17 protein-coding genes are annotated in these 22562 nt (G+C 47.4%); 5 read left to right on the forward strand and 12 right to left on the reverse strand.

What is annotated here, in order from left to right:
• Nucleotides 1-395: 395 nt before the first annotated feature.
• Together AC55NX_RS07900 and dmeF are read right to left on the reverse strand one after the other, a co-directional pair.
• Nucleotides 396-812: a MarR family winged helix-turn-helix transcriptional regulator gene (locus AC55NX_RS07900; RefSeq protein WP_496995220.1), complete on the reverse strand. Its 417-nt coding sequence runs from the start codon at nucleotides 810-812 to the stop codon at nucleotides 396-398.
• Between the two features lie 29 nt (nucleotides 813-841).
• Nucleotides 842-1765 carry a CDF family Co(II)/Ni(II) efflux transporter DmeF gene (dmeF, locus tag AC55NX_RS07905; RefSeq protein WP_496995221.1) on the reverse strand — a complete coding sequence of 308 codons (924 nt, stop codon included), beginning with the start codon at nucleotides 1763-1765 and terminating at the stop codon, nucleotides 842-844.
• A gap of 287 nt (nucleotides 1766-2052) precedes the next feature.
• Here dmeF and AC55NX_RS07910 point away from each other — a divergent pair, with 287 nt between their 5' ends.
• The 3 genes from AC55NX_RS07910 to AC55NX_RS07920 all read left to right on the forward strand — a co-directional run bounded on the left by AC55NX_RS07910 (nucleotide 2053) and on the right by AC55NX_RS07920 (nucleotide 5911).
• Nucleotides 2053-4071 (forward strand): methyl-accepting chemotaxis protein, encoded by a 2019-nt coding sequence (locus AC55NX_RS07910; protein ID WP_496995222.1) that lies wholly within the window; start codon nucleotides 2053-2055, stop codon nucleotides 4069-4071.
• 150 nt (nucleotides 4072-4221) lie between these two features.
• On the forward strand, nucleotides 4222-5226 hold the full coding sequence (locus tag AC55NX_RS07915) for a LacI family DNA-binding transcriptional regulator (protein WP_496995223.1): 1005 nt from the start codon (nucleotides 4222-4224) through the stop codon (nucleotides 5224-5226).
• Between the two features lie 358 nt (nucleotides 5227-5584).
• Entirely contained in the window at nucleotides 5585-5911 is a 327-nt protein-coding gene (locus tag AC55NX_RS07920; protein ID WP_139344093.1) for a hypothetical protein, read from the forward strand.
• Nucleotides 5912-6021: 110 nt separating this feature from the next.
• Here the strand turns inward: AC55NX_RS07920 and glpC are convergent, their stop codons facing one another.
• Genes glpC through glpA form a run of 3 tightly spaced genes read right to left on the reverse strand, consistent with a single transcriptional unit; the run spans nucleotide 6022 to nucleotide 10234 of the window.
• On the reverse strand, nucleotides 6022-7251 hold the full coding sequence (glpC, locus tag AC55NX_RS07925; RefSeq protein WP_496995224.1) for an anaerobic glycerol-3-phosphate dehydrogenase subunit GlpC: 1230 nt from the start codon (nucleotides 7249-7251) through the stop codon (nucleotides 6022-6024).
• Nucleotides 7248-8588: a glycerol-3-phosphate dehydrogenase subunit GlpB gene (gene glpB / locus AC55NX_RS07930; RefSeq protein WP_496995225.1), complete on the reverse strand. Its 1341-nt coding sequence runs from the start codon at nucleotides 8586-8588 to the stop codon at nucleotides 7248-7250. The genes glpC and glpB overlap by 4 nt, the downstream gene beginning before the upstream one ends.
• On the reverse strand, nucleotides 8585-10234 hold the full coding sequence (gene glpA, locus AC55NX_RS07935; protein WP_496995226.1) for an anaerobic glycerol-3-phosphate dehydrogenase subunit A: 1650 nt from the start codon (nucleotides 10232-10234) through the stop codon (nucleotides 8585-8587). Before glpA ends, glpB begins: the two co-directional genes overlap by 4 nt.
• A gap of 507 nt (nucleotides 10235-10741) precedes the next feature.
• On the opposite strand from glpA, the gene AC55NX_RS07940 reads away from it, so the two are divergent.
• Nucleotides 10742-11599 (forward strand): MIP/aquaporin family protein, encoded by an 858-nt coding sequence (locus tag AC55NX_RS07940; protein ID WP_059122155.1) that lies wholly within the window; start codon nucleotides 10742-10744, stop codon nucleotides 11597-11599.
• 93 nt (nucleotides 11600-11692) lie between these two features.
• Complete coding sequence (gene glpK, locus AC55NX_RS07945) at nucleotides 11693-13207, forward strand: glycerol kinase GlpK (RefSeq protein WP_496995227.1); 1515 nt, start codon at nucleotides 11693-11695, stop codon at nucleotides 13205-13207.
• 152 nt (nucleotides 13208-13359) lie between these two features.
• On the opposite strand, the gene AC55NX_RS07950 is transcribed toward glpK, so the two are convergent.
• The 7 genes from AC55NX_RS07950 to AC55NX_RS07980 form a co-directional block, all read right to left on the reverse strand.
• Nucleotides 13360-14919 carry a hypothetical protein gene (locus AC55NX_RS07950; RefSeq protein WP_496995228.1) on the reverse strand — a complete coding sequence of 520 codons (1560 nt, stop codon included), beginning with the start codon at nucleotides 14917-14919 and terminating at the stop codon, nucleotides 13360-13362.
• A 187-nt stretch (nucleotides 14920-15106) separates the two neighbouring features.
• The gene (gene fecE, locus AC55NX_RS07955; RefSeq protein ID WP_496995229.1) at nucleotides 15107-15874 is read right to left on the reverse strand and encodes a Fe(3+) dicitrate ABC transporter ATP-binding protein FecE; all 768 of its coding nucleotides are present in this window, start codon (nucleotides 15872-15874) and stop codon (nucleotides 15107-15109) included.
• A 2-nt stretch (nucleotides 15875-15876) separates the two neighbouring features.
• Nucleotides 15877-16839 (reverse strand): Fe(3+) dicitrate ABC transporter permease subunit FecD, encoded by a 963-nt coding sequence (gene fecD, locus AC55NX_RS07960; protein WP_496995230.1) that lies wholly within the window; start codon nucleotides 16837-16839, stop codon nucleotides 15877-15879.
• Entirely contained in the window at nucleotides 16836-17867 is a 1032-nt protein-coding gene (locus tag AC55NX_RS07965; protein ID WP_496995231.1) for an iron chelate uptake ABC transporter family permease subunit, read from the reverse strand. Before AC55NX_RS07965 ends, fecD begins: the two co-directional genes overlap by 4 nt.
• The gene (locus AC55NX_RS07970) at nucleotides 17864-18757 is read right to left on the reverse strand and encodes a Fe(3+) dicitrate ABC transporter substrate-binding protein (RefSeq protein ID WP_496995232.1); all 894 of its coding nucleotides are present in this window, start codon (nucleotides 18755-18757) and stop codon (nucleotides 17864-17866) included. The genes AC55NX_RS07965 and AC55NX_RS07970 overlap by 4 nt, the downstream gene beginning before the upstream one ends.
• A gap of 202 nt (nucleotides 18758-18959) precedes the next feature.
• On the reverse strand, nucleotides 18960-21146 hold the full coding sequence (locus AC55NX_RS07975; protein ID WP_496995233.1) for a TonB-dependent siderophore receptor: 2187 nt from the start codon (nucleotides 21144-21146) through the stop codon (nucleotides 18960-18962).
• 443 nt (nucleotides 21147-21589) lie between these two features.
• Complete coding sequence (locus AC55NX_RS07980) at nucleotides 21590-22471, reverse strand: HEPN domain-containing protein (protein WP_496995234.1); 882 nt, start codon at nucleotides 22469-22471, stop codon at nucleotides 21590-21592.
• Between the last annotated feature and the right edge of the window lie 91 nt (nucleotides 22472-22562).

Below are 22562 nucleotides of genomic sequence, written 5' to 3' on the forward strand. Positions count from 1 at the left end.
TTTCATTTTGTTAAGAACAATGTATAATGGTCTGTTTTTCTCAAAAAAATATAAGAATTTTATTAGATCAGGAAAACAAAATAAGTTATTCCACATATAACAAGATCATAGAAATATGATGTTGATTCCACTTTTACTACAAGTTGAATAAACCAAAAAATTATTTCACTCATATAAAAATATACAACATCCATATTTACATGTGTGATACTGAGGATTTTTAATCACCAATATATTTGAAATGCTCAAATTATATTCACTCAATCTATAAACTGGTCATATCAGTCCTATTGACATAGAAAAATAAATAGCACGACGGATGAAAAACGGGGAACGGGTGGATCAATCAGTCAAGCTTATCGATCCACGGAAAAATTAAGGATTAGAAGTCTCACTCAGAACTCTCGATTAACTTGTTTCAGAATCGATGTCAGCACATATCTGTCTTCCGAATCCAAATTTTTGGTCAGCTCTTCAGTCAGAGAGAGATGCAACTGATTATGCTGCCGAAAAATCTGCAGCCCGGATTCGGTCAGGTCAACGAGGATAGAACGGCGATCCGCTTCATGGAAATGCCGAGCAACAAGTCCAAGTTTGACCAGTTTATCGACCTGAACGGTTAAGGTTCCTGTCGTGATCCCGAGTCGATTTGCCAGATCTTTCATTTTCATTGCGCCGTGGCTGCCCAGCACTTCCAGCGTATGAATTTGTGCCAGCGAATAGCCTGTTCCTTTTACAACCGAGAGTTCCCAAGATGACATCTTGTCATAGAACTCCGTCAGAAGATTATTCAGCTCATTCAGCGATGACATTCTTACCTCACATGCAGTCAACATCAAAATCAAACATGATTTACTTCAATCGTCAGATGGTGAATTCTATCAAACTCTTCCAATTGACGTTTGAAAAAACTCGGACTTTTCATATCACGTACATTCAAACATATCGATGCAGCAAAATGATCGGCACTGACTCGCCAGATATGCATGTCCGTGACATCAGCATTGAGCGCTTCCAGCTTCTGCAACACTTTCGCTTCATAGTCATGATCAATATTTTCATCTAATAAAACGGGGGCGGTCTGTTTCATTAAGCGAATCGCCCAGCGGGTAATCACAACAGCACCAACAATTCCCATAACCGGATCCAACCAAACCCATCCTAAAAACTTTCCAATCAGCAATGCAGCAATCGCAAGTATTGAAGTCAATGCGTCCGCCAGAACATGCATATATGCCGCGTTAAGATTGTGATCATGGTGGTGGTAGTCGTGGTCGTGGTCGTGGTCGTGGTCGTGGTCGTGGTCGTGGTCGTGGTCGTGGTCGTGTAACAGAAAAACACTGACAACATTGACCAACAAGCCAATAAAAGCGACCACCATCGCTTCGGTAAAGTGGATTTGAACCGGGTCAATAAAACGATACAGTGATTCAAACAACATCACGATTGCGACTAATCCCAACCCAACAGCGCTGGAATAACCGCCCAACACACTCACTTTCCCGGTCCCATAGCTGTATTTGCGACTTGCTTTATGCTGACGGGCATAACGATAAGTGAACAGTGTGATACAAAAAGCAGCCGCATGTGTCCCCATATGCCATCCATCAGCCAGTAATGCCATCGAACCATAGATGCTTCCGGCCATAATCTCTATCAGCATCGTGACGGCGGTTAACAGTAAAACATAAAATGTTTTCCGCTCATTGTTGGGATTAAAACGAGAAAATACATTGATATAAGAACACTGTGGTGGTGTACGCATAACATACCTTGATAATCAAAATTTATTTAATTTATAATATTTGATTATCAAACTAATTACCAAATCTATTTAATTAAGTCCTCTTACCTCTCGAAATAAGTGATAATGTGCTTGTTTTCATATCACAATCTTATCCATACTGTTTATATTGTTTTTTATGCATCCTATTTATAATATTTCGGCTACTTACTCATGATAAAAACAAATCAAACTGAGCAGATATGTACCAATTAATTCAGACTTTTTAATTTAGACTTTTCCGGAATCCTAACAGGCGGAGTGGCTTTATGTTCAATCTATCTTGGCGAAATGCCTCAAAAAAACAATCCCTACATCACGAACCCCCAGTCAAGGTTAAGGCCATCACAAGCCATGAGATTGGTGTTAATCAATTAAAAGAAATGGGCTTTCATGCCAGTAAGACCACGCTTGTTCTCGCCTATGTGTCACCGCATCTTCCTTTCGAAGCGATTTCAAGAAAATTAAAAGAGGCAATGCCTTTTGCAAAACATGTGGTCTCGATCATGAGTGCGGGAGAGCTGGGAGGACGGGGTAACCAAGGGCTCTACCACGCAACGCCGGAAAGCTGGGATAACATTGTCATCCAAAGCTTCAGTGAACAGGCATTTCAAGCGATTTCTATCGCTCAGGTCCCACTGCACTGTGAAGATATCAAAAGTGGTCAAATCAAACTCAACCGTCAGGAGCGAATCGCACGTATTCAGAATGAAATCAAAAAAGTTAACCTTGATTTTCCCGTCAACTATCTCGATACCGTTGCCCTGACGTTTTTCGATGGTCTATCTTCTTCTGAAAATTTCTTTGTACAAGCCCTCTACCAGTCTGATTGTTTTCCCTGTTACCTCATTGGCAGTTCAGCCGGTGGCAAACTGGATTTCGGTCAGGCCGATGTTGCCCTGGACGGAAAAATTCTGACTAACAAAGTCTGTCTGGTATTCGTGAAACTAGCACCGGCAATTCGATATGGCATATTAAAAACACACAACTTTGAAGTAACTTCAACCCACTTTACGATTGCCGAAACAAACGCCGCCACACGCACCGTGAAAACATTCCTTGATGAAGGGAGTATGACACTCCAGTCACCACTATCGATGTTATGCCGACATTTTGGTTGCCCCCCATCCAAACTGGAATCGATGCTCGAGCAATATAGTTTCGGGGTCAAAATTGGTCATGAAACGTATATTCGCTCAATTGCCAATATTAACTATGAAGACGAAACCATCAATTTCTTCTGCGATTTTGCATTCGGTGACAAATTATATCTGATGAAGGCAAACGATTTTTCAGGCTCGATCCAGCGCGATTATGCAACATTTCAGCGCGGTAAACCGCGAGAACCGATTGCGATGCTTGCGAACGACTGTATTCTGCGTCGCTTACATAACGGCTCATCGCTCTCTGCCGTACATAATTTCGATCATATCCCTGCGGTTGCCGGGTTCAGTACATTCGGTGAATTTTTGGGACTGCATCAAAATGAGACCCTGACAGCGCTTTATCTGTATCAGGTTCATGATGGGGAATCGTTTCATGATGAATACACAGATAACTTCCCTATTTACTACAGTCACTTCAAAGCCTATTTCTTACAGAATGAATTGCATAGTTTGAAGAAAGTCGCCTCGCTGCAACAGACAACCATCCGCGACTTGTTCCGCTATAAGGAGTTATTGGGACGGATGCTCCAAAGCTTACAGAACGTTGCATCCTACGCCAGAGATACGTCAGACGTACTCCAAAAGGTTCAGACTCAGTTTGCCGGACTATCGAGTGAAGTCAAAAGACAAACCGAGCATAGTCAGGAACTCCAACAGTATGTAGAAACCTTAAAAACCAATTCAAACAAGATTCAGGATATTCTGGATGTCATCGATGGTATTGCAGAGAGAACCAATTTGCTGGCACTGAATGCTGCTATTGAGGCAGCCCGGGCCGGAGAACAGGGTCGAGGATTTGCCGTCGTTGCCGATGAAGTGAGAAACCTATCTAAAAATACCCAGGAAAGTCTTAGCTCTACCGGGGAGACGGTGAACAATCTTTATTCTTCAATCGACGCAATCAAAGATGTCATTGAAACAACCGTGGCACTGATGGAGCATGTCAATAACTCTTCACTCGGCCTGCATGAAGAAATGGGCAAGATGTTAACCCTATCCAGCGAAGCATCTTCCAGCATTGAAGAAAGTATCAATGATATCAATGAAGTTCAGTCTGAACTGGCACAAATTGATCAGAACGTTCTGACCATCACACGCTTGACCGAATCTCAGGCTCAGTAATTTCAGTGTATATAGCACCATTTCTCCTCTTACGGAGAAATGGTGTCTGTCTCATCAACCCGGAAAAATATCATTCCCCCACCCGAGAGAATTCGGTAAAATCGCGCTTTATGCATGAAAATGACCGATTGAGAAACATTGAGGGAATAGATGACGACAATCATTGATGTCTGTAAAGCGGCCGGTGTCTCAAAAGCGACCGTCTCCCGAGTGATCAACGGTAGCCCGCAAGTCAAAGAGAAAACCCGGATACGCGTTCTTGATGCGATGAAGTCATTGGGATATCAACCGAACGTTCTAGCCCAGGCATTGGCGACCAACACCTCAAACACCATCGGATTAATTCTGCCGCATTTTGATAGCTATTACTTCGGCTCAATCTTAAAACAAACCGCGCAAACGCTACAAAAATCCCAAAAAAAGCTGTTTGTCATGGAAAGTCATAACAGTGAAGCCGGAGAAATTGAAGCGATGAATACACTCGCGCTTCAGCGTTGTGATGCCATCATCATCTATAGTCGTTATCTCAGCGAAACCCAGTTGATCCATTATCAAGAGCAGACACAGAGACCCTTGGTTGTATTGAACCGCAGTCTATCGACACAGCAACTAGTCAGCTTCAGTTTTGATCAATACCAGCTCGGAGTACTTGCTGTAGAACATCTGCTGAAACTCGGCCATCGCAACATTGCCTGTCTGACCACACCGTTGAATCATCAAACCGGTCAGCTTCGATTACAGGCTTATCGCGATCAACTCACCCAAAATAATATTCCGGTGAATGAGGCCCTGATCGTCGAAGGGAAAAGTACCCATATCTGGGGATATACCGCCGTCATGCAGTTGTTGGATCAAGGGCAGGCATTCAGTGCTATCTTTTCTTGTAATGACGACATGGCACTCGGAGCAATCCGGGCGTTATATGAACGAGGGCTTTCTGTTCCTCAGGATATTTCAGTGATTGGTATCGATAATGAGCCGGCGGCATTTTATGCGATCCCAAGCCTGTCTACGGTCTCTCTTCCGATCGAGCAATTAACCATCGATGCGACGAATCTGGCGATTAACATGGCCAATAAGATAACCAGTACCCCGCAGCATTTTGAATATTTCGGCTCGCTGGAACTTCGCGAATCAACACACCCTCTCTCATAATCCGCCATTTGTGATCGGTAATTTGTAATCGGTAATTTGTAACCGGTAATTTGTAACCGATAGTATGCCGCCGTCTCGCCTGTCTGGCACATACGCACTAGCTGATTCCACAGGCCGGGCACCACAACGTGTGTTGATGGCGCTGACATGATCTTAACCTCAAATTAACCCATATATGATAAACAAATATAAGTCAATAGAATGATTCCTCTCATACATATTTTAAATGTGACTAAGTTCAAAAAATTAGAAAGCAACGAACAAATTTATGCTATCGAAGTCACAACAATTTCGGCTCATAATCTCTCTCGACATAACGAAATAATAAATACAACCAACAACGAATATGGGTGAGATTATGAAAAAACAACTATCACTAGCTGCCGTAACTGCAATTGCAACGCTACTTTCAGCCAATGTATTTGCATCTGAATCACAATACGACATGAGCATCTACACGCTACCAGATCAAGCGATTGTCAAAGTGACTGAAAACGGCCAACCTGTCAGTCAGGTTCCTGTTGAAGTTGATGGTGGCAGTCAGCATCAAACATTAATGACTTCAGAACACGGTACTGTCATTGTTGAAAACAATGAAAACCATGCTCGTAGCTTCAAAATTAGTGTCCATGAACCAAACGGTGAAAAACTCGTCACTCATCGCTTTATTTCAGTACAACACTAATCCAAATTGATTCTGTCCATAGGGCTTTCGGGCCCAACCTAAGTAACAGGGGAGCACTGCTCCCCTGTTTTATATTTAAAAGCGAGTGAATACCCGATTCGCTTCGTTGTTCACGACTGAATCGCCATCGCCAGCAAACTGATCGGATGGATCGCATTAAGCCGAGTGTTCTCCTCAATCTGCCATTTACAGGTTTCACAATCCGTGATCACCAGATCTGCACCGGATTGATCAATCGATTCAAACAAATGTGCACCGATCTTCATCGATACCGGATAGTTCTCGGCCTTAAAACCATATGTTCCGGCCAGGCCACAACATTCACTATCCAGCACCGTAACGGTAACCCCCGGGATCATTTTCAGTAACTCAATGGTAAATATCGCTTGTCCGCTGCGTTCCAAATGACAAGGCGTGTGATACACCACATTCAGATTCAATGGTTTCATCACCGGTTGCTGCCCGTTCATAAATGATCGCAGTAAAAAGCGCGTCACATATTCGATTTTGTCAGCAACCTGAGCATTATCGACCCCCAGCACATGTGGATATTCCTGCTGCAATGTAAACGAGCAGGTGGATGACGTGGCAAGAATCGGCGTTTGATAATCCCGCACAGCCGCGATCATCGATTGAACATTTGCCTCAGCATTCTGACGCGCTTTGTGATGAAATCCGTTCGCCATCAAAGGAACACCACAACATTTTTCACGCTCCAACAAGCGAACACCAATATTCATCGCATTCATGACTTTGATGAAGTCTTTCCCCAGTTGCGGATGGTTGTAATTCACATAACAGCCGTGAAAATAAGTCACCTGATGCTGATACAACGGCTGACGGGTGCAGTTTTGTCTGAACCAGCGTCTGAATGTCCCGTGTGAATACTTGGGTAATGATTTATGTTGATCAACACCGATGGTCCGATGCATGGCTTTTTTGACAATCGGTAAAGCGGTCGTCGCATTGATAATCGGTGCCAACGGTGATGCCAGTGTACCGAACAGATCGGTATGACTGAGTACATAATCACGGATTCGTTTCGGATTGAGCGGCTCCTGACCATATTTTCCCCGGGCCACGGCAATGATATCGCCAATTTTGACCCCGGAAGGACATGCGGTTTCACACCGTTTGCAATTGGTACAATATTTCAATGCTTCATCGTAATAAGCCGGATTTTTGATGCGTAAGCGCTCCCCATCAGGCCCGCACTGCTTGGGTCCCGGGTAGTCAGGATTTGCCTTCGAAACCGGACAGTAAGCGGTACATACCGTACACTTGATACACTGTTCAAACGAGGTACTCTGAGGGGCAAGCTGAGTAAAAGGACGATTCATGACAGAGCCTCCTGACAAGTCGCCGGGCAAACATGATGGCCCATACATTGTTTAATGGCATGATACGCAGTTGCAATGGCGACACCACCGCCACTGCCTTCAAACACCGGGTCATATCCGGCCAGCATGGCACCACAACAATAAAGGTTATCGATGTGCTGACCGCGATAACTCGGATGAAGATGGGCGTCAGTTGACACACCAAAGGTCATAAACGGATGTGGTTGATGCGCGACAAAATCAGGCCCGCCCCATTGCGTTCGCGGGGTAATTTGAGCAACATCCAAACCGAAAACGGGCTCTTGGATCGCCTGCCGTGATGCCTGAAGCCCCTGACTGAAATAACTACCGGTCGCCATGATATAGTGCCCGGCACGAACCGGAATATCGGTCAGATTACGGGTATACACTTCTGTCAGACGATGCCCTTCAAAATGTCCTCCGAGAACTTGATCTCCTTTGAGATGAATCCCTCCCGCCTGAATAAAAATCCGGTGTAACGCTGCTTCGAGACGGATGCCCATCAACGAAGGCGGCATGGTCGGGACTTCATGAAAATGGCGCTGCGTTGCCTGTTGTAATTGCGCCAGGGTTGTCATCCCATCACCATGGCCAACCACCGCAGGCAAAATCACCAAATCATCAGCGCAGGTCATCCGGGTCAGTTGCTCACAAAATGCCGACCAAACTGACGCCTGTTGCAGCATATGAGCAATATCCAGCGAACGCCGTTCACAAGGATGACGCTGATCGTGCGCAACACTGGGGAGATGAATCGTGGCAATCCGTATCGGCATCCCCGCAAAATCAGTAATGCGGGCTAAATTATCCTTGAGGATCTGAGGCTGAAAATCACGGTATCCTGCCAGCGCAACAATCACGATTTCACGAAAATGAGTGTTCGAGCGATGCTGATACACATATGGCTGAGATAACCAAGTCGCTTTCAGGGTGCCAAACGGTGTAATCCGCCAGTGGTTCGCATAATCCGGCTGATGAGAAAGCTGGATCTCCGCGGCCAGCATATCTTTAAACCACAGCAGGCTCTGCTCCACAACCGACCGGCCGACTTTCACATACGGATGTAAGTCCGTCTGTCCCGGTAATGCTGAGGAACCGAATTGGTGCTGTTGTAACTGAAGAATAGCGGCGAAAGGATCCTCAACCCACTCACCCGTTGGCAGACGCCCCAATACATCAATAGAACCTGAAGAAAAATGCAACGCACTCTGCCCCTGACTAATCAGCACGGTTTTCTTTCCCGCCTGTTGACTGCGGATTGCCGCACTATATCCGGCAATCCCACCGCCAATCACGGCAATATCATAATCCATCATTGGCGTTCCTCCTGCTGAATATCCGAATCCATCCGCGGTTGCTCTCCAACGCCAAGCAGCCCCTGATAAATCCAGTAACTAAACTCCGCTTCCCGCAGCGCATTGCCCCAGAAGATCGGCTTAATCCCTTTCCAGCGTTCTTCCAGAAAATCAGTCAACAAGGCGCCGGATTCACACCCATCCATATCGGCATATTCTGAAAATAGCGCTGCAGCCCGATAACTACACAACTCCCCCTGACATGGTCCCATTCCTAATCGGGTCCGACGCCTGAGATCTATGAGGTTTTTAACATCCAGCTGTTGAATCGCATACTCGATCTCACCGGTGGTGACCATCTCACACTCGCATATAACTGCCTGACTCTCAGGGCTATCCGTTAAAAATTTTTCGGCGCGTTCACCGTGACGATAAATGGCTGATTCATAAACGGGTTTGGCAAGGCTGGCTGTTTTTTTCGCCTTCTTCGGCATCCCGTTTGCTCCGGGCAGCGGTTTGAGATGTGTTTGACACGGGGCTGAATGACCCAGTTTTTGAGCGACCATATCCGTTGCCCATTCGGCCATGAGACGATAGGTCATCAGTTTACCCCCGGTAATCGTCGTCAACCCTTTCAGACCATCCCGCGCTTCATGATCCAGTAATACGATCCCCCGGCTGATATTACGTCCGCTGCCATCATCATCAACAGAGACTAATGGCCGCACACCGGCATATGCCCGTAATACCCGGGTATTAGCCATAATCGGGGCTAACTTTTCCCCTTCTTTCAGCAGCAAATCAACCTCTCGCTCCGTCACCTGTAAATTATCAATCTGGTCATAATCCACATGCTCAGAGGTTGTACCGATTAAAGAAATGGTATCACCGGGGACGAGAATATCGGCATCTGCCGGTTTGCGGCAGCGATTAATCACGAGGTTATTAATTCGGTAATCGAGGATCAGCAAAGACCCTTTGGCGGGAAACATGCGAATCTTCAGATCAGCATACTCACAAATATTCTGTCCCCAGATGCCCGCAGCATTGATCACTTGCTTGGCGTAGATTTCTAGGTGTTCACGGGTATCCGAACGCCAGGCCCGGACGCCAAGCACCGTATCTCCCTGACGAATCAAGCCTTGGACATGTGTCCGGTTCAAAACGCGCGCACCATGTTCTTTCGCATCCAGAACATTCGCACTACACAGGCGAAACGGGTCTAATGTACCATCAGGCACTTTGACGGCCCCAAGCAACTGTGGATTGACATGAGGTTCTAACGCCAGTGCCTCTCCGGGACTTAAACGCGTCGTCTCAATACCTGCAACGCCACACGCCTTGACGAACGTATCCTGATAAGCCAAATCATCTTCCGGTAAAGTGACAAATAAACCGTTGGTCGGTTCAACACAGTGTCTGGCTATCCGTCTGAGGATCTGATTTTCCTGAATGCATTCCTTTGCTGACTCGGGATCGGTCACTGCATAACGCGCCCCCGAATGTAATAAACCATGATTTCGCCCCGTCGTCCCGGAAGCAATGTCATCCCGTTCCAGTAAAATACAGTCGATGCCCCGCAACGCACAGTCACGCATGATCCCGGTGCCTGTTGCACCACCACCAATAATAACGACATCTGTTTCTAATCTTCGGGCAACCGCCATGAATATGAACCTTCTGATATCAATGCACTTACAAATAGTGTGTCATTTATTATCTTAAATGTTCGATATGTTGCTCACAAAAGCGCGAACGAACATTTTAATCATCATCTTGTAAAATTACAGATCGTCATATCACGAGGTTTATCACAATTATCACCTGCTCAGAAAACAGCAGTAGTCGGCTGATGAATGAACAAAGCACAACCCCACACATGCTCAATCATTTCAAGTAACTCATCAACTCAAAAACACAACATTTATCAAACATTTTTTTAAATAAATATTAAAATATGAGCCATTTCTCAGCTCAAAGCGATATTTGAACCGCATCATTGCCCCATTAAACAGAATGTCGTACTTTAAAATAATGCTCTAATTAACAAAAATAGAAATAAAAGAGACACAATTGTGCTCGAACACTCATTAATTATGTTTGTTTGTTTTCGCAAAAAGAATTCTATGCAGAATAAGCCCTGCATAATATGAGTAAAACAAGGACTCTTACCTATGGCTCGTACAAAACAACATACCCTATTAGGGGAATGCATCGCTGAATTTATCGGAACAGGGTTACTGATATTTTTCGGTGTTGGCTGTGTGGCAGCTCTGGTCCTCACCGGTGCTTCATATGGACAATGGGAAATCAGTATCATTTGGGGGTTCGGTGTGTCGATTGCGATCTATTGCACGGCAGGTGTCTCCGGAGCACATATTAATCCCGCAGTCACGATAGCTCTGGCAGCATTCCACGGTTTTAACAAAGCAAAAGTACTCCCTTACATCGCATCACAAATCCTCGGGGCATTTTGCTCTGCGGCATTGATTTACGCGTTGTATAGCAATCTATTCGTCAACTATGAAGTCACTCATGGCATACTGCGCAGCAGTCAGGAGGCACTCGCAACCGCCGGTATTTTTTCAACCTATCCGAATGCATCGTTATCCTTCTTTGGTGCCGTTGCCGTTGAGTTTACCATTACTGCAGTCCTGATGTTTGCGATTCTGGCGCTCGGCGATGAAAATAACGGGGCACACAGAAACGCAATGAACCCACTGTTGATCGGTGTTCTGATTGCCGTCATCGGCAGCTCATTAGGGCCATTGACCGGCTTTGCCATGAACCCAGCCCGGGACTTCGGCCCCAAACTTTTCGCTTATCTGGCAGGTTGGGACTTTGCCTTGACCGGTGGTAAGGATATCCCCTATTTTATTGTGCCGATCATCGGACCGATTGCCGGTGCGTGCTTCGGGGCCTGGGCCTATCCTAAGTTCATTGCAGCATACCTGCCGACAGTGGGTGTGGGTTGTACGATCCCGAATCAGTGTGATGTGACTGAAGAAGAGAATACCGAAGCGCATATTTAACTGCACTGAATCTCGTGACAAACAACAGCAACAAAAAGAAGTTAAGCAGCGACTTAATAAAACATGAAACAATAAAAGATGAAGGAATGAACCATGACTGAGCAAAAATATGTCGTTGCCCTTGATCAAGGGACCACAAGCTCAAGGGCCGTCGTACTCGACCATGACGCCAATATCGTCAGTGTATCTCAGCGTGAATTTACTCAAATTTATCCCGAAGCCGGCTGGGTCGAACATGACCCGATGGAAATCTATGCAACCCAGAGTTCAACATTAATCGAAGCGATTGGTAAGGCTGGGATTCGTAGTGACGAAGTGGCAGCCATCGGGATTACCAACCAACGTGAAACAACCATTGTCTGGAATAAAGAAACCGGTAAACCGGTCTACAATGCAATTGTCTGGCAATGTCGTCGTACCGCAGAGATCTGTGAAACCCTGAAAGCACGCGGACTAGAATCCTATATCCGGGAAAATACCGGGCTGTTATTAGACCCCTATTTTTCCGGGACAAAAATCAAATGGATTCTGGATAATGTTGAAGGTGCCCGTGAAGATGCTGAAGCCGGCAAATTGCTGTTTGGTACAGTGGATACTTGGCTGGTGTGGAAAATGACTCAAGGACGCGTCCATGTCACGGACTACACCAACGCATCCCGGACCATGCTGTTCAACATCAATACATTACAATGGGATGAGAAAATTCTCTCTGAATTTGCTATTCCACTCTCAATGATGCCGGAGGTCAAAAAATCCTCGGAAGTCTACGGTAAAACCAACATCGGTGGTAAAGGGGGAACCCGGATTCCAATCGCCGGGATTGCCGGAGACCAGCAAGCCGCACTGTACGGACAAATGTGTGTTCAGGCAGGACAAGCGAAGAACACCTATGGTACAGGTTGCTTCCTGTTAATGAATACCGGTCAGGAAAAAGTCATCTCCAGTAATGGCCTGCTGACCACACTGGCCTGTGGCCCGAATGGTGAACCCGCTTACGCACTTGAAGGTGCCGTGTTTATGGGTGGTGCTGCGATTCAATGGCTCAGAGATGAACTGAAACTCATCTCCGATGCCAGAGATTCCGAATACTTTGCCACCAAAGAAGACACGGCAAACGGTGTGTACGTGGTACCGGCATTCACCGGTCTAGGCGCTCCCTATTGGGATGCCTATGCGCGCGGTACGATTGTCGGCCTGACCCGGGGCGTCAATTCAAACCACATCATCCGAGCCACACTCGAAAGTATCGCCTATCAGACACGTGATGTGCTCGATGCCATGCAAGCAGACTCCGGTATTAAGCTGGCAGGGCTGAGAGTTGACGGCGGTGCGGTTGCCAATAACTTCCTGATGCAGTTCCAGGCCGATGTGCTTGATACTCAGGTACACCGTCCGAAAGTCACCGAAGTGACCGCCTTGGGAGCCGCCTATCTTGCCGGCCTTGCAGTCGGTTTCTGGGATAGTCTGGACGAACTGAAAAACAAAGCTGAGATTGATCGCACCTTCACCCCTCACCACGATGAAGAAAAGCGGCAACGTCGTTATAAAGGCTGGAAACGCGCCGTCAAGTGCGCCCAAAGCTGGGCAGAAATGCATAACGAAGAGTAGTAATCAGACGCACCGATTATGCAAAGCGCTAAGCCAATCTGGCTTAGCGCTTTTTATTGGCGTTCAGTAAAAAAGGGAGGTGATCAATCCTTTGTCCTGAGCCTGTTCCATTACGCTGGTTTGGCGGTAAAGTTGAGTGCTCAGTCGCTTTGTCAGTCTACCAACTTGTATAGTTTAACACCAAGATTACCCAGTGCTTTTGACACGAATTTTAACGAGTTTTCATCATGGATATGCTTGAACGGGTGGCTTTGAGTACCAGTCAATGTGTTGTAACTGAACTGTTCAACCGCTGTTGCCGCTGTTCGTAGTGCTGTGTCTTTGGCAATTGTCGACACTGGGTTACTACCGTTATTTGCTTTATTCAATGGGTTGAGCAGTAAGTCCTGTTGCGCCACTGTATGTAGTGGGTGCATTTTCAACACTCGGACGCCTTCAAGTAGCAGTTGCCTAGTATCATCGTGGATCATTACCGTGGCGTGGGCAAAGTCGGTTTCTGCTGTTAGCTCACCATTGCAGTAAGACAACACAACCTTTTCATCAGATCCGTAGCTGTCAATGTCCAAAGTTTTGGTCACTTTACCTGCTTGCGGATCTGTATTGGCCCCGGGATTCAATTGTGGATCATTGATTACGGTTTGATTGGGAAGTTCTTGTAATTGCGATTGGTCATTGTCTGTTAGACCATTGGTAAAGATGTACTTGTTCCATTTGACCATTTCACCGCCGACCAACAACCAACCGACATGGGCCCCCTGGCAAGAGCCGTAGACAGGTTTGCCTTGGTCCAGCGCCGCGACCAGCAGGGCAAAATCCACCAGGGTTTCTTTGAGTTCATTGAGGTTGATACGGACCCTCGTGGAATGAGAATGTCCGGTTTCGTCGACGATTAGACTGCGGCTGGCCAGTCCCACTTGCTCATCGTGATAAGGCTCCCAAGTCTGACGATCGATAAAAAACGGAGGTAAGTGGCCCATACCCGAAGGTGGGATAAATAGTGATTTATAGGCCGCCACGATGGTCATGGCATAGTCGTACATGCCCAGTTCATGAACCAGACCATATACATCGACTTGGTTCGTGTGCCCATAAACTTCTTGTGAAATTCCGTTTAGGTGGCCACACAAGTTAAGGTCATCTAATCCGGTGTTGAAATTATTCTGTACTAAAGTCGCCAATGCCGTCGCTGCTTGGGCAACGTCGGTAGGCACGCCCAACCGGTCCGCGTCCGCAATACCTGTTATCGGTATCATGATGACATTGGCGTTATGGGTAGAAAATACGCTAAAACCTTGTTTAGTACGGGTGGCCAAACCGCCGTTTTCCCCACCGGACAAACCGGTAAGATATCCGAAGCGGCTACCGTCACGTTGGGAAACCAATACATCACAAAGCAGCTCCCGGCTGATGGCGTTGCACAGTTGTTTCAGCTGTTGAGCAGTTTCGTAGCGCAATTGCAAAGCCAGCAATTTCGACTGTATGCTGTCGATTTGACGTTGTGAGCTTCTCAGGTCACACAGGTTTTGTTTACTGATCGCTTGTTGGCATAAGGTCAGCTTTTGCTTCAGCAGAGGTTTGAGCTGTCCGAGCAAATTGACAGCGCTGATTTCGGTGCGGTTAGGGCGACCATCTTTTCTTTTCCCCCCCATATGTTGCATTCTTACCTGATTGGCTAAATCTTCAATAATACGATCAATTACGGGTTTGCACATTTTATGTCCTCGCCAGAATCTTCAAGAACGGTTGGGCAAGATCTTATCTGTTGGGACCATGTAATACTGCTGTAGAGTCGGGAAAAAGCAGGGGGAATCGCGCATCCTTACGTCAACATGACGATTTTTTGGACGTGTCCCTCCCATTCGTGACTGTAGTGGACAAATAAAACGGGGCAGATCCCTCCTACTTCACCACACACATCGGCGTGCCGGCAATCGGATCCCGGTGAATTTCGGCATCCAGCGCAAAGACATCCGCCAGTAACCGGGTCGTTAATATCTCTGCCGGTGCTCCTTGCGCCACCACTTGCCCGGCTTTCATCACCACCAAATGATCACAATAGCGGCAGGCCTGATTAATATCGTGCAAAACCGTCACTAATGTTTTCCCTTCGTGATTCAAACGACGCATCAGTTTCATCAGTTCAACCTGATGGTTTAAATCGAGATAGGTGGTCGGCTCATCGAGAAAAACATAATCCGTATCCTGCGCCAGCGTCATCGCTAACCAGACCCGTTGACACTGCCCGCCGGAAAGTTCAGCAATTTTCCGCTCGGCAAATGCCGTTACACCGGTCAATTGCATTGCCTGTTCGACTTTGTGCTGATCGGTCTGGGTTAACTGTCCCCAGAAACCGGTATAAGGACTGCGGCCATAGCCAACCACATCCCGGACCAAAATCCCTTCCGGAACTTCCTGAGACTGAGGCAACAGCGACAACACTCTCGCCATCGTCTGTGATGAGTAATGACGGATATCTTTACCTTGCCATTGCACCGTTCCTGACTGCGGCGCGAGGATACGAACCAAGGCTTTCAACAGCGTCGATTTGCCACAGCCATTCGGCCCGAGCAAAGCGGTGATTTTGCCTTCTAAAATCTGCAAATTCACCTGCTGAACAATCGGTGTATCACCGTATCCGACATCAAGATTTTCGGTCTTCAGTCCCATATTTATCTCATTTTGACTAATAAATACAAAAAGTAAGGCGCACCGATTGCAGCGGTCAGAATCCCGGCCGGCAGTTCAATCGGTGGATCAATCACCCGGGAGGCGAAATCTGCAACCAGTAAGATCAATGCACCGACCAACATGCCTGTCGGCAACAAGATTTGATGCTTACCGCCGACCAGTTGGCGCGCCAAGTGCGGGGCAATCAGTCCCAAAAAGCTAATCGGCCCGCAAATCGCAACCGCTGCCGAAGTCCATCCCACCGCAATCGCCAACGCGATAAATCGCGTCAGGCTGACCGTCACACCGAGGCTGGTGGCCCGCTGTTCACCTAATACCAAAATATTGAGCGGATGGCTTAATCCCAGCACCACGGGCAGTAGTACGCACCACGGCAACAGTAATTGAATTTGTTCCCAACCCCGCCCCCATAAACTGCCGGTCAGCCAGAGTAAGGCATTGTTGATATCCAGAGGATGAATCAGCATGATGAAATCAATCGCACTGGCATAAAACGCCGCAAGTGCCACACCAGTTATCGCCAGTTTCACCGGTGCCAGATTGCCTCGCACCAACAACGCCAGAATAAACGCTGCAACGATCCCTCCGGCCAAAGCTGCCCATGGCAGCCACAAGACCGACACTGCCGGAAACAGCGTCATCATCACGACGGCCGCTAACCCTGCACCATGGCTGACGCCCAGAATGTCGGGAGACGCGAGCGGATTACGAATCACCCCCTGAATCAACACCCCGGCGGTGGCTAGCATCGCCCCGACCAAAATCGCCACAATCGCACGCGGAAAGCGGTATTCATAAACAGTAAAAGCAAAAGCACCCTGATTGTGTAATCCGTGCCATAACTGCGTCCAACTGAGATCAACGGCTCCGTATTTCAGACTCACCAAAAACCCGACTAAAATGAGTCCGCTCAGGAGTAACGACATCTTTAATCCACGATTCATCGCTCTTTCCTGACCAGATAGATAAAACAAGGCGCGCCCATCAATGCCAGCACCGCACCCGCCGGAGTTTCTGTCGGAAAGACCACCCAGCGACTAAAAATATCAGCGCTTAACGTCAGCGTAGCCCCGACCAAAGCCGTGCCCGGCATCAACCAGCGCAAATCATAGCCGAACAACTTCCGCGCCATATGCGGCACAATTAAACCGACAAACGCAATTGAACCCACGGCACTGACACACACGCCGACGATGATAAAAACCAATAGTCCGGTTAACCAACGAATCCATGTCAGACGGACACCGAGGCTTTGAACACGTTCATCCCCCAAGGCAAGTAAATTCAGCTTGGGTGCCAAAACCCACGCCATCAGCAAAGCGACCGATAGCGGCGGCCAGCTCAGCAACACATGCTGCCAGCTCACACTGGCAAAAGAGCCGGCAAGCCATGTCATCACACCGGTGGCTTGATCTTCCACCAAAATCACCATCGCTTTGGTCATGGCACCGCACAGCGCTGAGACTGCAATCCCGGCCAAAACCAGCTGTTTGCGCTCGGCCCCGACTCGCCACGCACCGCCAAGCACCACGACAATAGTCCACGCCAGCGCGCCTCCGATAATGGCGGCAATTGGCTGGCTGAGATAGGCTTGCTGTAAAAACAGGGTTGATGTCAGCGCAACCCCCAAAGCGGCCCCGGCATTGACCCCAAATAAACTGGGTGAGGCGAGCGGATTGCGGGTCAGCGTTTGCATCAGCAACCCGGCAACCGCCAATCCGGCTCCGACTAATATCGCTTCAATCACTCTGGGCAGACGGATTTCAACAATCACAGTTTCGGCAATCGTCGGGGAATGAGACGAGAAAAAAGCATCATAGGGGGTACTGAGTGACATCGGAATGGCAGAAAAAGCACATAGTCCCCACCATCCGAGTACCAAAATCAGGCCACTCAGACACAACAGCAGTGTGATACGAATCATATGGGTGTGAGCAGATCCGGGAAGTATGGCTCGATGAGTACGACTCATGACGATGACGGAACCAGCTGAAGCAAGTCTTTTGCCATATATTCAGCCGCCAGAATTCCCCGACATCGTGACCAGAGATTACCACTGACAGAAAGCACATGGTGAGCCCGTACAGCCCCTAACATCTGCCACAAGGGCTGCTTTTTCCACCGATTGATAATACTGTTCGGAGTATAGTCTCCGATAATTAAATAATCAGGATTCATCGCCAACAACTGTTCAAGCCCAATCTGGTGACTGGCCCGATCATCATATAAAGCCGGTGGCGACGTAAACCCTAATACCTGAGCCACGCCACCTGCGTAGGCATCATTGGCATGAGCATAAAAGCCATTTTCCCGCGCGACCCCAAACAGCAACGCTTTGCCTTGCAAAGCGTGCAGTTGCTGACGATACTTCGCCATCCGTTGTTGATGTAAATCTAATCGTTGCTGCATCGCCTGCGCTTTACCGACCACCTTACCGATGATCGCCGCGGCAGCGAGATTATCGGCATACGTCTCGCGGCGAGAGCGTAACATCAGCGTCGGGGCAATTTTCGCCAAATCATCATACACCGCAGCATGGCGATCCACATCGGCAATGATGAGATCCGGTTGCAGCGCAGCAATCATTTCAAGCGACGGCTGAGAACGCGTCCCTACCGAAACCCAGTCGGAAAATTGCGCACGAACAGCCGGTAACAGACGATCAGCATCTTTATCATCGGCAATTCCGACAGGGCTAACATGCACAGCCGCCAATGCGTCCGCAAAAGAGAACTCCAGTACCACAATTCGCTTCGGTATGTAATCGATTGAAAATGTGCCACGCTGATCCTGAACCGTCACCGCCAGAGCCGATGTAGCAAATCCACAAGAGAGTAAGAGTAGCAAAGCAATACGTCGCATAAAGCACTTCAGCATGTTCAAGACATCCAAAAAAATCAAAGCATTGAGCCATATAAATGAGAATTGTTCATATTACGAAAAACTCAGATATAACTCCAGCGGCAGGGAACGGTTTGTCTCAGTCATATCCGGCACTACCTTTACAAAAAGCCTATACAAAAACCGAGACAAAAAGGCCCGGAAGAGTCCGGGCCAAGACAGATCAGAATGAATAATCCGCTTGTAAGTAAACGCGACGCCGCTCACCGACAAACGAGCCGATCGCTTCTGTAAAGCCACTAACCGCATAAGATTTATCAAACAGATTCTTCATATTCAGCTGGAATTTCCAGTCATGCCACAGTGTCTGCCATGACATATCATACACCGTAAAAGACTTCACTTTTTGCGCATCTTGTGTGAGCTGTTCACTGACATAATCCGCCCCGAAGCCAATCGATGAATCAATCGCAGGGAAATGATAGCGCGTCCATAAACCCAGTTGGTTGTGTGGTGCGTTCGCAAAACGTTTCCCGACCGTCCGGTTAGAGAACTGCTCATCCCCCTGCTTGACCAGCGTATCGTTATACGCATAAGACAAGTTGGCGACCCAGTTTGCCGTTAAGTCAGCCAATACATCAACTTCGATGCCCTGACTACGAACTTTGCCGTACGCCACCTGTTTATCGCTGTCGTTCGGATCGGTCTGGAGTACGTTTTCTTTCGTAATGTGGTAAAGCGCCACATTCATATTAACCCGACTATCAAACAGGTAAGTTCTCACCCCTGTTTCATACATCAGGCTCTCTTCCGGATCGAACGGCCCGCCATTGTCGGAAGCCTGAGATGCCGCATCCTGAGGGACGAAACCGGTTGCAATCACCGCATAAGGGTGGAACTGCTCGTTAATTTTATACGTCGACCCAACCCGATAAGAGAACCCTGTTCCGGAGTACTGTTCCTTGGTATTGTTTTTCAAGTCAAGCACTTCATCGCGATAACCATCCAGCCGCACGCCCGATAGTACATTCCATGCATCGGTGATTTGCCATTGATCCTGAAGGTAAGTCCCGTAACGTTCCTCACGTGAGTCGGTATGCTTGGAGAGAGAGAGTTTATATGATGAGACATCGTCCGGCGTGTAATCCGGATTAGTCAAACTCCGGTCGGAAACACCATCTTTACGCTGCGCACGGTAATAGGTAAATTCACTGTCCAGTCGGTAATAATCCGCCCCGAACAGAATGGTATGTTGCTCTAGCTGAGCCACCAGATTTGCAGTCACTGAGCCCGCTTTATTAGTTCTCAGCTGATCCCGATACTCACGGGTTACCGTATCATTTTTGCCGTCGTTGTTAGTATCTTTCAAGGTTTTCGATTCATGATACTTTTGCGTATCTTCATTTTCGAAATAGCGGAATGTCACATCACCGGAGAGCCAGTCATTGAGATTATGATTGATACGCATCTGATAGACTTGTGCCTCCAGATCGTGATAATCACTGGCATCATTGGCATTCCATGACGCAGCGGCTAAAAAGTTACCGTCGTCATCAGTCGGAATGCCACGAATTCGGCCACCGCCAATATGCTGCGTGACATTGATATATTGCAGGCCAATCGTCGTATCTTCTCCGGTATCCCACTCATAACCTAAATCGATGATGCGGTTACGGGTATCGGTATTTTGACGATAAGGATTCTCATGATCCTGATAAATACCGAGACGATAACGCTGTGACTGATCGGTATTGGCAGAACCGGACAACTCAACCTGAGCACTGGTGAAATCCTGATTGCCACCGGTCACAGCCACATGGCGCTTGGTCGCATAAGTTGGCTTTTTGGTCGTATAGTTGATGGTGCCACCCGGCTCCCCACTACCCATCACGGCAGCTGCAGGGCCTTTCAACACTTCCACCCGCTCAATATTAAATAACTGTGGAATCGACAACCCTTCAAACGGATCGCCCCGCACACCATCATATAAAACATGATCCTGACGGAAACCACGGAACGTCACATAAGAGTAGTTGTATTGGCTGACACCGCTCATTGAACGGTACAAATCGGTAATCTGCCGCGCCGCCTGATCCTCGATCAACTGGCGGGGAAGCACTTGAATCGACTGCGGCGTATCATCAATCGCAGTCGGTGTCCGGGTTGCAAAAGCGGTTTCTTCTGCCCGGTAAAGTGACAGCGCCCGGCCATGGACGGTCATCGTTGCATCAGCTGGGGTTGTCTCGACTGGGGTTGTCTCGACTGGGGTTGTCTCGACTGGGGTTGTTTCAGTCTTGTCACTTGCCACTGCTGCGGCAGAAAAGCTTAGCGCGATCATCAATGCTAAGGGTGTTTTTTTACCCGGAGCAGCAGATGTCTGCGCTTGATTATTGTATTTAGCATGAATCATGAGATGGTTTGATCCGTCAATAAAATGAGAAGTACATCAAAGAGGCGAAAATCTAAATGAGTTTAATTCTTATTTCAAGCAATTGTTAAATTTATCGCTGAAATGGCGTTAAATTGCCGGGAAGTTAATGCATTTTGTTGTGTATTGTGGTGATGTGTGGTGGAACTGGTTTTATATTCTAAGCCTTTGGCTCCCATATATGACGCACAATATATTTTCCCGATTTCAGAAGCATGGGTGCTCTGTGCGTCAGTTCATCTTTCAAGAATGAAAGACGAACCAGAAAATTCTTTTTGTCTGGCAGAGTCGCACGCGGTCCAGAACCAGCTTTTACGGGCGTCCTGCCCGGAAAAGCTTCATCATTCTTCCTTGAATGATTTTCTTGATTGGGTGGCTGATTTGAATTGGGTGATACATTTATACAGCCAACTTGCTCGATGTTCTCAGGCAGAATCAAGCCGCGCTAAACAGACCCGTTCAACCACTGCTTTTAACTGCAATACTCTCCCCTCAAGGTAAGCCAGCTCCTCTGCGGTAATTTCATAATGCTCGGAATAACGGGCTTCGATATAGGCGCGTTGCAAACGGCGGAAGCTGCGACGGTGGAATTTATTGTCGAGCGGGAAAATCGTTTTAAACTCAGGCTCGATTTGCGCGCACAGTTTACTCAGCTTTTCGATATTGTGTGATTTGGGTAAGTAATTCGTACAGACAAGTAACGCGCAGGCGAAAAACTTTTCTGCGGATTGATGAAGTTCAAAAGCAGCTTGCTCAATACGTTTATCTTTCATGGCATAACCGAACATCGCGAAACTATCATGTGCACTTTTAACCCATCGCATAAAATACTTTTGCGCAATTTCCCGTTTTTCGGCTTCGGTTAAATCACCCGGCTCCATCAAAGGCTTCGGTGTCGCGGCAAACAGTTCAATTCCTTCTTCGCGGATATCCCGAAAAAAGTAGTGCCCCTGCTGCAATCGTTCATTCACTTCCTGTAAATCGTGAACAATCAAACCCAGCGGCGCGGATTTCACTTTGCGATCAATTTGCTCTTCAGCACGCTGCCAGACTACATAATCCTCCACCAAGGCAGCTTTATTGACGATCACCAGAATATCGTAATCGCTGATGTAACCATTGACCGAATCGCTGACCCAATTCCCTTTGGCGTGGCTACCGAACAGAATAATTTTCAGGATACGAAATTCACTTTTACTCCCCGTTTTTCCCTCAAGATAATCTTCCAGTGTATCGCGCAAAATAGTCGAGATCGTGGCAAGCTCTTGTTGTTTAAATTCAGGCAGGTGGTCGAGGGAGGTTTTCATAAAACGTGCTTCGCTTTGGTGGATGACATGGCTATAGCATAAAAGAAGCATTCAGCAAAAAACACTGTTTATCATAGTCTTAGCATTGCTC

Source organism: Vibrio rubrogenes (genome assembly GCF_059641415.1).

Bases quoted from the DNA above. Each gene is read 5' to 3' on its own strand.
- fecD (WP_496995230.1), bottom strand. From the start codon at position 16,839: ATGAATCGTGGATTAAAGATGTCGTTACTCCTGAGCGGACTCATTTTA.
- glpK (WP_496995227.1), top strand. From the start codon at position 11,693: ATGACTGAGCAAAAATATGTCGTTGCCCTTGATCAAGGGACCACAAGC.
- AC55NX_RS07950 (WP_496995228.1), bottom strand. From the start codon at position 14,919: ATGTGCAAACCCGTAATTGATCGTATTATTGAAGATTTAGCCAATCAG.
- AC55NX_RS07965 (WP_496995231.1), bottom strand. From the start codon at position 17,867: ATGAGTCGTACTCATCGAGCCATACTTCCCGGATCTGCTCACACCCAT.
- AC55NX_RS07900 (WP_496995220.1), bottom strand. From the start codon at position 812: ATGTCATCGCTGAATGAGCTGAATAATCTTCTGACGGAGTTCTATGAC.
- AC55NX_RS07910 (WP_496995222.1), top strand. From the start codon at position 2,053: ATGTTCAATCTATCTTGGCGAAATGCCTCAAAAAAACAATCCCTACAT.
- glpC (WP_496995224.1), bottom strand. From the start codon at position 7,251: ATGAATCGTCCTTTTACTCAGCTTGCCCCTCAGAGTACCTCGTTTGAA.
- AC55NX_RS07915 (WP_496995223.1), top strand. From the start codon at position 4,222: ATGACGACAATCATTGATGTCTGTAAAGCGGCCGGTGTCTCAAAAGCG.
- glpA (WP_496995226.1), bottom strand. From the start codon at position 10,234: ATGGCGGTTGCCCGAAGATTAGAAACAGATGTCGTTATTATTGGTGGT.
- fecE (WP_496995229.1), bottom strand. From the start codon at position 15,874: ATGGGACTGAAGACCGAAAATCTTGATGTCGGATACGGTGATACACCG.
- dmeF (WP_496995221.1), bottom strand. From the start codon at position 1,765: ATGCGTACACCACCACAGTGTTCTTATATCAATGTATTTTCTCGTTTT.
- glpB (WP_496995225.1), bottom strand. From the start codon at position 8,588: ATGATGGATTATGATATTGCCGTGATTGGCGGTGGGATTGCCGGATAT.
- AC55NX_RS07940 (WP_059122155.1), top strand. From the start codon at position 10,742: ATGGCTCGTACAAAACAACATACCCTATTAGGGGAATGCATCGCTGAA.
- AC55NX_RS07980 (WP_496995234.1), bottom strand. From the start codon at position 22,471: ATGAAAACCTCCCTCGACCACCTGCCTGAATTTAAACAACAAGAGCTT.
- AC55NX_RS07970 (WP_496995232.1), bottom strand. From the start codon at position 18,757: ATGCGACGTATTGCTTTGCTACTCTTACTCTCTTGTGGATTTGCTACA.
- AC55NX_RS07920 (WP_139344093.1), top strand. From the start codon at position 5,585: ATGAAAAAACAACTATCACTAGCTGCCGTAACTGCAATTGCAACGCTA.
- AC55NX_RS07975 (WP_496995233.1), bottom strand. From the start codon at position 21,146: ATGATTCATGCTAAATACAATAATCAAGCGCAGACATCTGCTGCTCCG.